The organism is Paenibacillus polymyxa, assembly GCF_001719045.1.
GTDB lineage: Bacteria > Bacillota > Bacilli > Paenibacillales > Paenibacillaceae > Paenibacillus > Paenibacillus polymyxa_B.
On the sequence record NZ_CP015423.1, the window covers coordinates 5,454,542 to 5,469,264 of the forward strand.

The 14,723-nt window shown below is 42.7% G+C and carries 14 protein-coding genes; 7 read left to right on the top strand and 7 right to left on the bottom strand.

The window, feature by feature from the left end:
• Positions 1-63 precede the first annotated feature (63 nt).
• On the top strand, positions 64-2,091 hold the full coding sequence (locus AOU00_RS24460) for a beta-xylosidase family glycoside hydrolase (protein WP_237166230.1): 2,028 nt from the start codon (positions 64-66) through the stop codon (positions 2,089-2,091).
• A gap of 278 nt (positions 2,092-2,369) precedes the next feature.
• Here the strand turns inward: AOU00_RS24460 and AOU00_RS24465 are convergent, their stop codons facing one another.
• On the bottom strand, positions 2,370-3,482 hold the full coding sequence (locus AOU00_RS24465; RefSeq protein WP_061830190.1) for an alpha/beta fold hydrolase: 1,113 nt from the start codon (positions 3,480-3,482) through the stop codon (positions 2,370-2,372).
• Positions 3,483-3,628: 146 nt separating this feature from the next.
• Here AOU00_RS24465 and AOU00_RS24470 point away from each other — a divergent pair, with 146 nt between their 5' ends.
• A complete protein-coding gene (locus AOU00_RS24470; RefSeq protein ID WP_061830191.1) occupies positions 3,629-4,204 on the top strand; it encodes a TetR/AcrR family transcriptional regulator in 576 nt (191 codons plus the stop codon).
• 165 nt (positions 4,205-4,369) lie between these two features.
• Here the strand turns inward: AOU00_RS24470 and AOU00_RS24475 are convergent, their stop codons facing one another.
• Genes AOU00_RS24475 through clpP form a run of 3 tightly spaced genes read right to left on the bottom strand, consistent with a single transcriptional unit; the run spans position 4,370 to position 5,934 of the window.
• On the bottom strand, positions 4,370-5,035 hold the full coding sequence (locus AOU00_RS24475) for an MBL fold metallo-hydrolase (protein WP_069291881.1): 666 nt from the start codon (positions 5,033-5,035) through the stop codon (positions 4,370-4,372).
• Between the two features lie 49 nt (positions 5,036-5,084).
• Positions 5,085-5,291 (bottom strand): hypothetical protein, encoded by a 207-nt coding sequence (locus AOU00_RS24480; RefSeq protein WP_061830193.1) that lies wholly within the window; start codon positions 5,289-5,291, stop codon positions 5,085-5,087.
• Between the two features lie 58 nt (positions 5,292-5,349).
• Positions 5,350-5,934, bottom strand: coding sequence for an ATP-dependent Clp endopeptidase proteolytic subunit ClpP (gene clpP / locus AOU00_RS24485; protein ID WP_061830194.1), 585 nt, complete (start codon positions 5,932-5,934; stop codon positions 5,350-5,352).
• A 223-nt stretch (positions 5,935-6,157) separates the two neighbouring features.
• Here clpP and AOU00_RS24490 point away from each other — a divergent pair, with 223 nt between their 5' ends.
• Positions 6,158-6,859, top strand: coding sequence for an RNA polymerase sigma factor (locus tag AOU00_RS24490; protein ID WP_237166231.1), 702 nt, complete (start codon positions 6,158-6,160; stop codon positions 6,857-6,859).
• A 350-nt stretch (positions 6,860-7,209) separates the two neighbouring features.
• On the opposite strand, the gene AOU00_RS24495 is transcribed toward AOU00_RS24490, so the two are convergent.
• Positions 7,210-7,431: a DUF4303 domain-containing protein gene (locus tag AOU00_RS24495; RefSeq protein WP_231109448.1), complete on the bottom strand. Its 222-nt coding sequence runs from the start codon at positions 7,429-7,431 to the stop codon at positions 7,210-7,212.
• Positions 7,432-7,729: 298 nt separating this feature from the next.
• Between AOU00_RS24495 and AOU00_RS24500 the strand changes: the two genes are divergently transcribed.
• Positions 7,730-8,233 carry a DUF2798 domain-containing protein gene (locus AOU00_RS24500; RefSeq protein ID WP_069291882.1) on the top strand — a complete coding sequence of 168 codons (504 nt, stop codon included), beginning with the start codon at positions 7,730-7,732 and terminating at the stop codon, positions 8,231-8,233.
• A gap of 202 nt (positions 8,234-8,435) precedes the next feature.
• On the opposite strand, the gene map is transcribed toward AOU00_RS24500, so the two are convergent.
• Positions 8,436-9,188 carry a type I methionyl aminopeptidase gene (map, locus tag AOU00_RS24505; protein WP_069291883.1) on the bottom strand — a complete coding sequence of 251 codons (753 nt, stop codon included), beginning with the start codon at positions 9,186-9,188 and terminating at the stop codon, positions 8,436-8,438.
• 26 nt (positions 9,189-9,214) lie between these two features.
• Positions 9,215-9,937, bottom strand: a complete 723-nt coding sequence (locus AOU00_RS24510) for a TetR/AcrR family transcriptional regulator (protein ID WP_069291884.1) — start codon at positions 9,935-9,937, stop codon at positions 9,215-9,217.
• Between the two features lie 398 nt (positions 9,938-10,335).
• Here AOU00_RS24510 and AOU00_RS24515 point away from each other — a divergent pair, with 398 nt between their 5' ends.
• The 3 genes from AOU00_RS24515 (at position 10,336) to AOU00_RS24525 (ending at position 14,351) form a co-directional block, all read left to right on the top strand.
• Positions 10,336-10,608: a CD3324 family protein gene (locus tag AOU00_RS24515; protein WP_061831680.1), complete on the top strand. Its 273-nt coding sequence runs from the start codon at positions 10,336-10,338 to the stop codon at positions 10,606-10,608.
• 422 nt (positions 10,609-11,030) lie between these two features.
• Positions 11,031-12,035 (top strand): alpha/beta hydrolase fold domain-containing protein, encoded by a 1,005-nt coding sequence (locus AOU00_RS24520; RefSeq protein WP_069291885.1) that lies wholly within the window; start codon positions 11,031-11,033, stop codon positions 12,033-12,035.
• Between the two features lie 249 nt (positions 12,036-12,284).
• Entirely contained in the window at positions 12,285-14,351 is a 2,067-nt protein-coding gene (locus AOU00_RS24525) for a thioredoxin domain-containing protein (protein ID WP_069291886.1), read from the top strand.
• Positions 14,352-14,723 lie beyond the last annotated feature (372 nt).

Genomic DNA, 14,723 nt, shown 5'->3' on the forward strand with positions numbered 1-14,723 from the left:
AACTAAAAGCTTTTGAACCTATCAAAGATTAGGGGCGATTCTAATATGTATAGGAGGATAAGTGTGCTTTTATTAGTTTTACCATTATTCATGAGTATGATGTCCAATACTTCTGTATTTGCAGCTACTACTTTTACAAATCCGTTTATAAATGCTGATTCTCCAGACAACGATGTTATCAGGGTAGGTAATACTTTTTATATGACTAGCACGACCATGCACATGAATCATGGAGTTCCGATCATGAAATCTTATGATCTCGTCAATTGGGAAATCGTAAATTATGTTTACGATACGTATGCCAACAATGACGCACAAAATCTTAACAACGGGCAGAACGAATATGGAAAAGGCTCGTGGGCAAGCAGCCTTAGATATTATAACGGCATCTACTATGTGTCCTTTGGCTCCAATTCTACCGGCAAAACATACATCTATCAAACCAGCAATATAGAAACTGGTCCATGGACATCATCAGTGCTTGGCAACTATTATCATGACGCATCGCTGCTGTTTGATAATGGACGTGTATTCTTGGTTTATGGCAGTGATAATATCAGCATTATTGAGCTTACTGCAGATGCAAAGGCTATCAAGCCAGGGGGACTTAATCAGGTGATTATTTCCGCTGCCAGTAATATTGCCGGGTCCAGCTTCATAGTCAAGGCTGAAGGGGCGCATATACAAAAGATCAAGGGAATGTACTATATATTTCTTATATGCTGGCCATCAGGAGGCAACCGCACACAATTAACCTATCGTGCAAGTAGCTTGACAGGACCCTATACAGGTCAGGTTTCATTGAATGATTCAGGCATTGCACAGGGGGGAATTGTTGATACTCCTTCTGGCTCCTGGTATGCTATGCTGTTTAAAGACAGCGGAGCAATTGGACGTATGCCGTATCTTGTTCCGGTTACATGGTCAAATAATTGGCCGGTATTCGGTGTTAACGGTAAGGTTCCTCTTACGATGGATGTTCCTGTTGAAGGTTATCCCGAAAAGAAGGTCTATGCGTCTGATGAGTTTTCATCTTCTCAAGCCTCCAGTCAGCTTATTGCAAACGGTGGATTTGAAAATGCCACCATAAGCCCGTGGACGAATAATAACACTGCAATTGTTGCAGCAACCACTACAGACTATTACATCGGCTCAAAAAGCTTGTTTGTCAGCGGTAGACAACAAACAGCTGCTGGTCCAAAACAAGTAATTACCGGAAAAGTAACAGCCGGCGGAATGTATAATTTTTCTGCAAAGGTTAAATACACTGAAGGTCCTGCCACTAAGCAATTTAATTTTGGTATTCAGAATGGTCCAAGTTACACAGGTATATCGATTCTTGGGTCTACCACGCTAACCAAGGGCCAATGGGGCACAATTCAAGGAACATATACACTTCCGGCAGGTGCCGACCTCTCACAAACGTTTATTTTCATTGAGACACCCTACAGTTCTACCCCAGACCCAACAAATGATTTGATGAATTTCTATGTGGACGATGTTTCGTTTACAGGAACCTCGTCTTCTGAAGCGACTCTTAAAAAGGAGTGGCAATGGAACCACAATCCTGACAATACTCATTGGTCCCTTACACAGCGTCCTGGATTTATGAGAATGACTACAGGGAAGGTGAGTAAAAGTATTCTGGATGCCAGAAATACGCTTACCCAAAGGACATTTGGACCGAAAAGTACAGGAATCATTGCAATGGAAACAAGCGGGATGAAGGACGGAGACTATTCCGGTCTTGCAGCTTTTCAGGATAATTATGGATTTGTAGGCATAAAGATGAACGGGACCTCCAAATCCATTGTTATGGTGAATGCCAGCTCTGGAGCAATGACTGAAGTGGCAAGTGTCCCTTTCACCCAGAACAGAGTATATCTTAAGCTTATATGTGATTTTACAAATCAGATGGATAAAGCATATTTCTACTACAGTCTTGACGGCACAAATTGGACGGCTATAGGCAACACACTTCAGATGTCATATACAATCCCTCACTTTATGGGATACCGTTTTGCTTTGTTCAATTATGCTACTAAATCAACGGGTGGTTTTGTTGATTTTGATTATTTAAACTTGCAGTGACAAACAAGAGGGTTTGAAGCTGTGGATCTAAGTTCGTTTCTTGCGCTCCTTCAAGGTTCTTCGGTTCGAAAATCTAACCTTGCTAGGCCGCATGAATTGAAAAGCTCAGAGGAAATTACGGACTTCTCCATTGAGATAACAGGGGAAAATGAATGGACTAAACCGACTCCATAATTGGAGTCGGTTTTTACTTGCCAATTGGATAACAACGATTGAAGCTATGGAACTACGATTTTGATGGGCATGTTGCGCATAAAAAAAATATATATTTACAGTTGTTATAGGAACTTCTTCATTTCATTAAATGCTAACTCTCTGTGACCTGCTTGGCAATGTTGCTCACCGCCCGTTTCTTTAGTAAATACCTTGGTTGTAATGGACGCAGCATTGATTAATTCTTGTTGGATTTGTGCGAGTCGGCTAATAGGTACGTATTGATCATCTTCTCCAGCTAATAAAAGAACATCTTGATTAATGAATGCTCCAATGCCTTGCATTGTGTGCTTTTCAAAATTTTTAATGAGGTCAAAAGGCGTTGCTTCACCGGTGTTTTCCATCCCTTTGGTAATCTTCCAATGCAAATCAATATTGTGAGTCATCATCTGTTCGAATAATGTATTCACTTGGTCTACTTCATTACGATCAACGAGTTGCATCATGCTCTGGTAAGTATCTTCTGGCATCCCCATTTTTAAGGCATCTAAGCCACAATAAAAAATGTTAAAAGCAACTACTTTATCGATTCTCTTTTCGAAGGCTGCCGCACGCATTGCTAAATATCCTCCCCAAGAAGCACCTACGAGACTTACACGATCTAATTTGAAATAATCAATCACCGTTGATATGGGCTTTTCCCAGTTATGAATGAATTTTAGGCCGTTTTTTAATGCAGTTCCTTGGCCAGGGCCATCGAATACAATAATATTGTAATTAATTCCCTTTATGAATTTCATCATTTTAAGCATCTCTTCCATATAAGAATCATACCCACCAAAGACAAGTAATGTTTTCGTAGCTCCAGGCGCCAATAATTTTACAGCAGGAAGATACGAGTCTTCATAGGGAATCTTGTAGGATTCATAATCAAAATCATGAAAGCCTTTATAGAATGTTTCTCTATATTTTCGATACATTTTTTCCTTATTGGGGTCTGTGGTTGCAAGATAAAATTCTGCAGCTTGATAGTAGACTGAGGCTAAGTCATAGTCCTTGCTGTCTTCGCGTTTCTTAGCAAAATTGAGCCAAGCTTCATACCAGCTATGGGTGTCGTTTAATTTCGGAATCATTTTTTCCAAGTCAGCTAGTGCTCGATCATCTTCTTGATAATAATCATTGATAAAACGATTAATTTGAAGATTGAACTGTTCGTTATTGACATAGGATTTAAACATATATTGTCCTCCTTCAATTTGGGTATGTGCTTACTATAGAGTATAGTTACTACATAAAAAATAATTAGTATCGCATAATCTGTAGGATATCTTACACGGTATATATAAAGTGTTCGAAAACTTACACATAAGGAGCAAGTGGTTAAATGAATGAAGATATCAGAATTTATAAAACAAAAATAGCTATTGAGCGTGCTTTAATAGAATTACTCCAACAACATCATTTTAAAGATATTACGATCAAAAAAATCTGTGATCAAGCTCTTATCGGACGTTCTACTTTTTATAGTCATTATTTGGATAAGTACGACTTGCTAGAAAAAGTAGTTAAACAGTATGCTTCTGATTTTAAAGTTGAAATTGAGCAGCGTTTTGATTCCACGGAAGATGGCAAGGTGGCAAACGCCATAGAACTTGTAACCGATAATATGATTAAAAATAAGCTCGAAATTTCAACATTGTTAACCGTTCATGAAGTATCCGCCGATTTACGTAAAGAATTTGAACAAATTTTGTTTCGGACTTGTTTAGATTATTTAAAGCAACAGAATTCTTCAACTTCGATCGCATTGGAGTATTTAGCTGAACTATATGCTGCTAACTCAATGACGTCTATTCAGTGGGTTTTGAAAAATGGTAAAGATACTAACATCATTCTTCTTTTAGATCAAATGCAAGAATATATTTTTAATCAGTTAAAGTCTGATCTATATACAAGTTAGCACGCGTGGAGTATGGGTTGCAGGAATAAACAATGAAGATCTATTTTGTGAAATGCAAAATAACACTTTGTTAAAGTTCAATCACGAATTAACAAAGTGTTATTTTAAATAATCTTCTCGATCACAACATCGTTTCACTAAAGGTAAATTGCTGGAACTTTAATTTTATAATCCTTGGGTAAGTCCTAATATCTGATCATTCACATGTACATTACTTAATCCCCCGTGATAACAAACTACGGATGCAACGTCGAGATCTAAATACTTTTTCAATGAGAGACAAGCTGCATCCATATTCAGTGTGGTCGGGACATGAATTCCCCCGAGAATCCCGTTAACACTGTACATCGAATCCCCGGCAATAAGAGTCTTACTTTGCATTAAATAAAGGCTGATATGACCAGGAGTATGCCCAGGCGTATGGATGACGCGAATTCTGCCGCAAAACGGCAGTTCCTGACCATCTATTAAGGTATCGTCCACTTTGCCCTTCGGGGGATTCTCAAGGTGACTATCTTTTAAAAGTGGGATATCCCCCTGAATATACGGCTTATCTAGTTCGTGTGCATAGACTTTGATATGATGGCCACACTCCTGCAAAATCTCAGGAAGACAACCTATATGATCCACATCTTGATGCGTCAAAATCACAACTTTTAGTTTGTCAAACGACACGCCTACCTTTTCCATAGCCACGCGTAAATCTTCCATTTGCCCAGGAAATCCTGTGTCTATTAAAACAGCCGTTTCTTGATCCCACAAAAGAATGGGGTGAATCATATTCCCATGAAAATCTAGCTGAAGCATTTCTACTCCCTGTGAAATTTCCATAATATCGGGCCTCCGTAAAATGAAATTGCCACCCCATGCTAAAATAGGTTCAAGGGGCGAATCCAACTCTGTGGCGTTGCCGTTCCTTAATGTCAATGGATACGGTGCGAATGGATGTAATAGGAATAACAAGTGTCTGATATTGCGTAAGGTATTTAACGAACTTGTCGTCAATCTGATCCAGTATCCCCTCGCATACATGGGTCCCATCTATAAAATGAATAGTTACTTCCTGGCCTTGTAAGCTTGCTAACATGATATCACCTCGTATTATTTCTTGAAGTTCTTGCAGATCATTAGGTTTTGGGCATACTCTACAAAGAAGTTATCACTTGATCAATAACACCATATTCCAGTGCCTCCTGAGCGGACATGTAAAAATCCCGGTCCATATCTTTTTCGACTTTTTCAAAAGGTTGCCCGGTCCGTTCAGCTGTGATACGGGTTGCCTTTTCACGAGTCCATAAAATTCGTTTTGCGCTGATCGCAATATCGCTGGCCTGACCTTGTGCGCCGCCGTGCGGCTGATGGATCATGATTTCACTGTTCGGCAACGCCGAACGTTTCCCTTTGGCGCCCGCCAGCAACAGGATCGCGCCAAACGAAGCAGCGAATCCCGTACATATCGTGTGTACATCGGGTTTGATGTACTGCATCGTATCATAAATGGCAAATCCTGCGGAAGTAGAGCCACCCGGGCTGTTGATATACATGTAAATTTCTTTTTCCGGATCTTCTGCCGCCAGGAACAATAATTGAGCAATAATACTGTTAGCCAAATGATCATCGATGGCTGCCCCGACAAACACAATACGATCCTTTAAGAGTCTGGAATAGATATCGTACGATCTTTCACCTTGAGCGGTTTGCTCAACAACATAAGGAACATAAGCACTCATTTTGATACCCCCAATTTCCCGTTTTCAGTTGATTTCTCCTTGTAAACGAACCGAGGCCGTAAAAAGATACGGAGGTTTCAATGGGAAAACGATTTGCGTAAATGGTGTAACTTTTACAACCACTTGTTCGTTTACATTGGAGGTAACAAATGGCTTTGCTCTAGGAAAGGGCAGAATAAGACTGTGGAGGAGAGGACCTATGCGCATAGATGATTCTATACAAATGACAGATAATACAATAAACATCGAGAACTTGGAGGAATTACAGGCGGTCCTGAAACGTTACTGTCTGTCGCTTACGAAATCAAATTGGGATGCGGAAGAACTGGCTCAGGACACTTGGATAAAAGCATTAGGTAAGTTAAATAGCTTCGAGCATACAAACCCCAAAGCGCTTTTGCTACGAATTGCTAAGAACACCTGGATTGATGATATACGGAGAAAAGCAGTCTACACTCGAATATTGAATAGGGAACAAGCGAAAGTAACTGTACCGGATCATGGATCTTTTGAAATCGAGATAGCGTTGCAGTCCTTAATGAAACATTTATCTCCGCTTCAGAGAACTGTTTTTTTGCTGCGAGATGTGTTTGGATATTCGATTAGCGAGACATCCGACATGCTCGAAACAACGGAGGGAGCGGTAAAAGTTGCACTCCACCGGGCACGAAAATCGCTTGAAGCAGTCAAGGAGGATCTCCTCAAAGGAGAGTTATCCTTACCGGAAAGTGAAAACTCGAAGACTTTTCTAAGGGCGTTGACGGCGGCATATCAGATGGGAGATATTGCAGCAATGGTTATGCTCTCCCATCAGGATGAAATGGAGCCGGACGTGGTGATCGGAATCGTCAATCATAAGCTGCACCGGAGTCTCGCGTTAGTAAAACAAACGGATTCCCATACCATGAGTATGATAGCGGCGTAGTTTGCGAAGAGAAATACGGGGCTGATCATAGTGGTTGTTTGTTTCTAATGAAACAAGATAGAGGAAGAGGAATGTCAAGTAGGTGAATTAGAAAATTTGATAGAAGATAAGAACCCCGGGGGTAGTGTCAGCTTCGCTAGTACTACCCCGTGTAGATCAAGAGGGTACTAGCGATACATAGGACAAGCACATTGCGAATTTGTCTAGCAAAGCAACCTACCTAAACGAAATGAGTGTAATATTCCAAACGCACTTTTATTGATAACGATGCAAGAAGCCATCAACTAATTTGGCGTTTGTCATCTGAATTACGGACTGATTTTCCAGTTCCTCGGCCATATCATCATCCGTCATGGACACGAAAAAAATAATATCTTCTTTGGATTCGCCGAATTGATTAAAACAAGTGATTCCTCCGTATTAACAGCAAGAAACAAGGTGATAAAATCGCTGTCTGTGCCAAAAGCACAAGCGTAAACCTGCTCATTCTTCACTTCTTCCAGTATGCTTTTAAGATCATCCAAAAATCCTGCCCTAAATCTTTCCTCAAATTCATTTAGAAAATTGTTCATCTGGTTCATATACTCCTTTATCAGTTTTATACTTGATTATATTTTACATTATTAGCACGACCATGTAGCCTAGAGTTCATTCTCTTGCTACTCTTGTCTTGTAGCGACAATCCAAGGATCGTCACAGTTAACGAATGTCACCTTGATAAACTTAGAAAACCCTTTTATTTGTTTGAAAAAAGTTGTTATAATTGTTAGATCAGTGTGTAGAGATATTGGTACTAGTTTTAATGACCAAAAATATATGTCGCATGATACGTCTACCATCTGAAATATTTTTATTTCGGAGGGAAACAATATGTATAAGGAAGAAAGACTGCCTCAAAACGCAAAAGAAGGTATATTATTTTTATTGATTATTTCAATTATTTCAGTAAACACGATCGCCCCCATTATTATGGGATTGGAACGAGGCTTTAGTAAAGAAAACTATTTAGAAACGCTAAAGATTATTCCGTTTATGTGGATTATCGTTGTTTTGTTAGTAAGATTGGTTGCAGGACCGTTAGTGGGTAAAGTGATACCCAAATTCGTAGGACAAACAGATGGATTTAATGCTAGAGTTTTATTGAATACTTTATTGAATGTTACAGTCTTATCTATGCTTCTAACCATTATAGGAACTTGGGTTGGTACGAAACAAATAAGCCTAGAACCTTTTCAGAACTTCTTTTACAGTTGGTTTAGAAATTTTGGTGTAGCATTTTGGATTGAGCTATTGGTCGCTCAGCCAATAGCAAGATTTGCAATGAAAAAAATACACGCAAGACAGGCTAGCAAAGCAGAGAGTGTAAATCCGTAACACGATACCAAAGGCATAATAAAAAACCGTATAACAACGTGGTTTTTCGTAAATCGGTAAAGTTACAAACTATATAAAAAAAGCGCTGGTCCCAAGCTGGAACCAGCGCTTTTTCGCGTTTCGGATTACGAACTTTCGTCAGGCCAAGGAGGGCGGGTTGGCGACTTATTTCCTAAAATGACCCATTGCCGCCCGTTCTCCTCTATTCTCGCTGGGCCGTTAAAATCAGTGGTCCGTCCGCAGTAACTGCGATCGTATGCTCATATTGCGCCGACAACTTGCCGTCGGCCGTTCTCGCCGTCCACTGATCGTCGTCGATCGTGATACGGAACGTACCTTCGTTGAGCATCGGTTCAATCGTAAACACCATGCCTTCCTTTAACCGAATGCCTTTGCCGGCTACGCCGATATGCTCGTAGCTCGGCTCCTCGTGCAGGCTCCGCCCGATCCCATGTGCCAGCAGATCGCGTACGACTGAATACCCGTTCGCTTCCGCATGTTGTTGAATCGCCGACGTTATGTCGCCGAGCCGGCCCCCCGGGAGTGCCCGGGCGATCCCCATATCCAAGCATTCCTTTGTCACCTTCATTAATTTTTGCGCTTCCGGCCGGATATTGCCCACCGCATAGCACCAGCACGAATCGCCAAACCATCCACCGTATTCCACGACGATGTCGAGCTTCAGCAAGTCGCCGTCCATAAGCGCCCGGTTCGAAGGAATGCCGTGGGCCACCACATCGTTGACCGAAATGCAGGTTTCGGCGGGGAAACCGTTGTACCCTTTCGTAAACTGCTTGCCACCCAGCTTAATGATGTGTCTGGCAACAAAGTCATTGATTTCCCGGGTGGTGATCCCAGGCTCGATCAGTTTGGCCACCTCGCGGTAGCAGTCCGCAACGATTTGGCTCGCCGGCTTCATCTCTTCGATTTCCCTAGGTGATTTTAAAATGATCATTTTTGTCTATTCGCTCCTTATCAATTCTATAATTTTAAAAACCGGACGATATCTTCGGCCTCTTCGTGCAGCTTTCCGCGGCGAAGCGAAAGCGACGCGCAGCCGACCAAGGCGGCCAGCAGCATTTCCGCGCGCTGTAGCCGATACGGTGGCTCAGCCGCGTTTCCGCCGGAAGCGGCAGCCCCGTCCGCCGTACGACCGGTTTCCAGTAGCGCGGCAAGCGGCGCGAGCACCTCCCGGCGAAAGGCAGCCGAGAGTGGGGCAGAGCGCGCTTCAGGCAGCGAGGCAAAGCCCTCACCGGCCAGCTTATGCAGCAGGTACAAGGCGTGGTCCTCCGCCCAAAGCTGCAGCAGTCGAATGCCGGCGACGGCGACGGAGCCAAGCTCTGTGGAAGCGGCTGTTTCGCGGCTGCTGCTTTGGGAATCCGCGGCAGCCGAGTTCCCGGTGTCCGCCGCAGCAACCAAGCCGAAATGCCCGCCCGCCGGCGTCTCCCCCGAAGCCGAAGCGCGCGGGGCCTCCAGCCATCCCCCGGCCCGCTCCAACGCGTCCCACAGCAGATCGTGGAGCAAATTGCCCTTATTGCTGTAATAATGGTATACCGTGCCATAGCCGAGTCCCGCCTGCACGGCCACATCGCGGATTTCCAGTAAAGGCCCTTTATTTAAAAAAACATCGGCAGCGGCTTTTCGGATTTGCGCCAGACGCCGCAGCCGGATCTCTTCGTTTTGTTCCTTCGTACGTGGAGACATCTCGTCCGTTCACCTCTTTTATTTTTGACCTACTCTTATGTCAATATAAAACATCGGCTTGCGAATAACAAGAGTCGGGCAAACAAAAGTCCCGGCAACACCTCATAAACGAATGAAGATCAGTTATTTATCAGCTCAATTTTAATGGTTTGATTGTACTGATATCATTTAGCTGGTCCCAGGTGAGCAGAAGTTATGCTATACTTGCGAAGTAAAAGGGGGTGCCTACTGATGGAGAATCTATTGGGATTGTCTGTGACTTCTTACACTCATGCAAAGCCAATTATTAGGAAAGCGTTACTTTGTATGGGGCGAAACAATTTTTAACGCTACAAGCTTTTTTAATATTTTTGGCTTTGCACCTTATTTTAAAGAATCAAAATAAGGGGCGAGCAAAATTGAGATATACGAATGCTACAAAAGTTTTACCTCAAAAACTAATTATGGAAATCCAAAAATATGTTCAAGGAGAGACGCTGTATATTCCTAAGCCAAAAACGGAATATATGGATTGGGGAAGTTTGAGTGGCGGGAGAAGGTTGCTTGAACAGCGAAATGCTGCAATCAGAAATGCTTTTCAAAATAGCAGCAGTATCGAGCAATTAGCTACGGAGTTTTTCCTCTCTACCGAAACCATTAAGAAAATTGTGTATTCACATAAAAATACCTAGTTTGCAAAGTGGCGTGGTGCTATACTCGCGTCAATGAATTTAATTTTGGCCTCATAACATGGTGAGCTTAGGGCGTGACCGGATGATCGTGGTGAAAAATCAATCCGTTCACGTCTTTTTGTTTGGCAAAAGGTTTGATATGTGTTCGCATTTCATTTTCTCTCTTGAGCTATTTTACATACCGTTCTTGATCCCAAAATTCCGTTCACCCTCCCCGATGATCCAACAGACCCATTCTATTTCAAAGGCTGTACTTCATTTTTTCATTATTGTTTTTATGCCAAAAATGATTCTAAATCGTTGTTTTCATTTATTAAGCTTATTTTAATCTTTAAAATATGAATATAAACAACAGCAACAATTAAAGGGAAAAATGTATTGATTCATTGTCTTTAAAATAAGAAAGTGAGGAAACAATTACTATGGGAGAGCAAAAAAGTAGAAGTAGACATCTGATTGATCCGGAAATTATCAGTGCAGTTGATTTAATACCAACAACCGATCTTACCGAATCTACACTAATGGAAGCACGTAAAAATCAATCTCAAATGATGCAACAAATAGATGTAACGCAGATGTTCCCTATTACATTAGAAAAAAAGGTTGTGCCAAGTTATTTTAGTGGTCCAGATATTCAAATAGAAATTATTAAGCCCAAACATTCAAAGCATCATAAGATGCCTCTATATTATTCGATACACGGAGGCGGGATGGTCTTAGGAAGTCCAATCGTGGATCGTCCTGCTAATGCATCTCTTGCTGCACAACATGGTTTCTGTTGTGTATCCGTGTACTATCGCCTAGCACCAGAGCATGTGCAGCCAAGTCAGTTACAGGATTGTTATTCGGGCCTAAAATGGTGTATTGAACATGCGGAAGAGTTAGGGATAGATACTCAGAAAGTTGCCGTAGGGGGCAGCAGCGCTGGCGGCGGTCTGGCGGCTGGCCTAGCCTTGTACATTCGTGATCAGAAGGAATTCGAAATCCATCATCTAAGATTGATGAGGCCAATGCTAGACGATCGCACAAGTACCGCACCAGAGCATCCATACGCAGGAGAGTTTATATGGACAAAACAAAGTAATTATTTGGGCTGGAAATCTGTATTGGGGAAAGAACCGGGTCAAGAGGAGGTAAATGAGTATTATGCGCCGGCCCGTGCTAAGTCATTGGCCGGGTTACCACCGACTTATATAAATATAGGTACCATTGATTTATTCATTGATGAAGCCTTGGTTTTTGCAAAACAACTGGCTTTTGATGGAGTCTTAGTGGAATTACATGTCTATCCCGGGTACCATCATATGTCTCCTGCGTTTCCGGATGCACATTTTTCAAAAGAAGGGGCCAGAACAAGTGAATACGCCTTACTGAAAGCGCTGGACATCTTTGATATAAATTCTAATGAGTATAATGCTAAACGCTAATAAGGTACGATTGCAGTAAATAAAGCACTGATGAAGAATATCCATCAGTGCTTCAGTGTTTATTCATACCTACTTATGATCTGAATAAACAATTTATGGATAGATACGGTTGAGAGTCATTGATACTTCTTAACAATGTAGTAATTCTAATCTGATATCATCTTTTTTTCACCTCTTCCGACTTTTACCACCCATTTAGGGTAAAATAGTACCAAGCATAAAATCCAACTACGGAAGTGGTGATGTCCCATGACAACGAGCAGCAAACCGAATAGACTATCCAAGGAAAAATCACCGTATTTGCTACAGCATGCTCACAATCCGGTAAATTGGTTCCCTTGGTCAGATGAGGCTTTTGAAATTGCTAAACGTGATAACAAGCCTATTTTCCTATCTGTTGGCTATTCCACTTGCCATTGGTGCCATGTAATGGGGAGAGAATCTTTCGAGGATGAAGAAGTGGCTGAGCTATTAGACAGGGATTACGTATCCATTAAGGTGGATCGTGAAGAACGTCCAGATGTGGATCATATCTATATGTCCATCTGCCAGACGATGACAGGGCATGGAGGCTGGCCACTGACAATATTGATGACGCCGGATCAGAAGCCTTTTTTTGCGGGGACGTATTTGCCCAAGGAGCAAAAGTATGGCCGTGTCGGACTGTTGGAGCTGCTGAACAAGGTGGGCGCCCGGTGGAAAGAACAGCCCGAAGAGCTGGTGGAGCTGAGTGAGCAGGTGCTTACCGAGCATGAGCGGCAGGACTTGCTTGCAGGTTATCGCGGTGAACTGGATGAACAGAGCTTGAATAAAGCTTTCCATGAATACAGCCACACCTTCGATAAGGAATATGGCGGCTTCGGGGAAGCTCCTAAGTTTCCTTCTCCGCATAACCTGTCTTTTCTGCTGCGATATGCACAGCATACGGGGAATCAACAGGCACTGGAAATGGCAGAGAAAACGCTAGATGCGATGTCCCGTGGCGGAATCTACGACCACGTAGGCATGGGGTTCTCACGATACTCCGTGGACGAGAAATGGTTGGTGCCGCATTTTGAAAAAATGCTGTATGACAATGCTCTGTTGGCCATCGCGTATACAGAAGCTTGGCAGGTGACAGGCAAGGAACTGTACCGACGGATTACAGAACAAATCTTTACATATATCGCAAGAGACATGACGGATGCAGGGGGTGCCTTTTATTCGGCGGAGGATGCGGATTCCGAAGGAGAAGAGGGGAGATTCTATGTCTGGGACCACTCTGAGGTAAGGGCTATACTAGGCGATGAGGATGCCGCCTTTTTCAACGATTTGTATGGGATTACACCTTACGGCAATTTTGAAGGCCACAACATTCCAAACCTGATTGATATCAATCTGGAAGCCTATCGGATCAAGCATGACTTGACTGAGCAGGAACTGGAGCAGCGGGTTAGTGAGCTACGCGCCAAGCTGTTTGCTGCCAGAAAGCAGCGGGTTCATCCTCATAAGGATGACAAGATTTTGACCTCGTGGAACGGGTTGATGATTGCTGCTCTTGCGAAGGCGGGACAAGCTTTTGGAGACACAAGATATACAGAGCAAGCTCGGAAGGCTGAGACGTTTTTGTGGAACCATTTGAGACAGGAGAATGGACGGCTGTTGGCACGTTATCGGGACGGAGAAGCAGCTTATCCCGGTTATGTAGATGATTATGCATTTTATGTGTGGGGCTTGATCGAGCTGTACCAGGCGACCTTCGATATAGAGTATCTGCAACGGGCGTTGACGCTCAATCAAAATATGATCGACTTATTCTGGGATGAGGAACGGGACGGATTATTCTTTTATGGGTCAGATAGTGAGCAGCTAATTGCCAAGCCTAAAGAAATCTATGACGGTGCGATTCCGTCGGGTAACAGCATTGCGGCTCATAATTTTGTGCGGCTTGCACGGCTAACGGGTGAATCCCGATTGGAGAATTATGCAGCCAAGCAGTTTAAGGCTTTTGGCGGCATGGTTGCTCATTACCCGTCAGGCTGCTCAGCCTTGCTCAGCGCGTTGTTGTATGCAACAGGAACGACAAAAGAGATTGTGATTGTAGGTCATAGGGACGATCCACAGACCGTACAGTTCATTCAGGCGATTCGAGCGGGGTTCAGGCCGAATACGGTCGTTATTCTGAAGGATGAAGGACAGTCGGAGATTGCAGAGACAGTTTCCTATATCCGTGATTACAATCTTGTGGAAGGCAAACCAGCTGTATACGTGTGTGAGCATTTTACCTGTCAGGCACCTGTTACCAGGCTTGAAGATCTGAAGGTGTTGTTGGATTGAACTGAATAAAGCGATCAAACCTAATCCCCTCGGGGGTAGTAAGCATAAGGTGATTTTCGAAAATGACTCTATGTTTGCTACCCTCAAGGGGATTATTTTCATATTAAGAGGTAGGTATAGTGAGATGAAACTAATATTTTCTTAACATATGCTACGCATTTTTTTTAATATTTTTTAGGTATATTATATCAAAGAACCGGTTCCGACCAGCCTTGCTGTATTCGAAAATAAGTACATATACCTATTTAACTAGCGTGTTTATATCTTTTATGTCCAAGCGTTTTAGCAGCAGATGTGAAAAATGTGAAAGTGAGTCTGTCGGGTGATTGTCGTCATCGGCAAACGAAGAGGTTCGCCATAGGTTAGGAAATC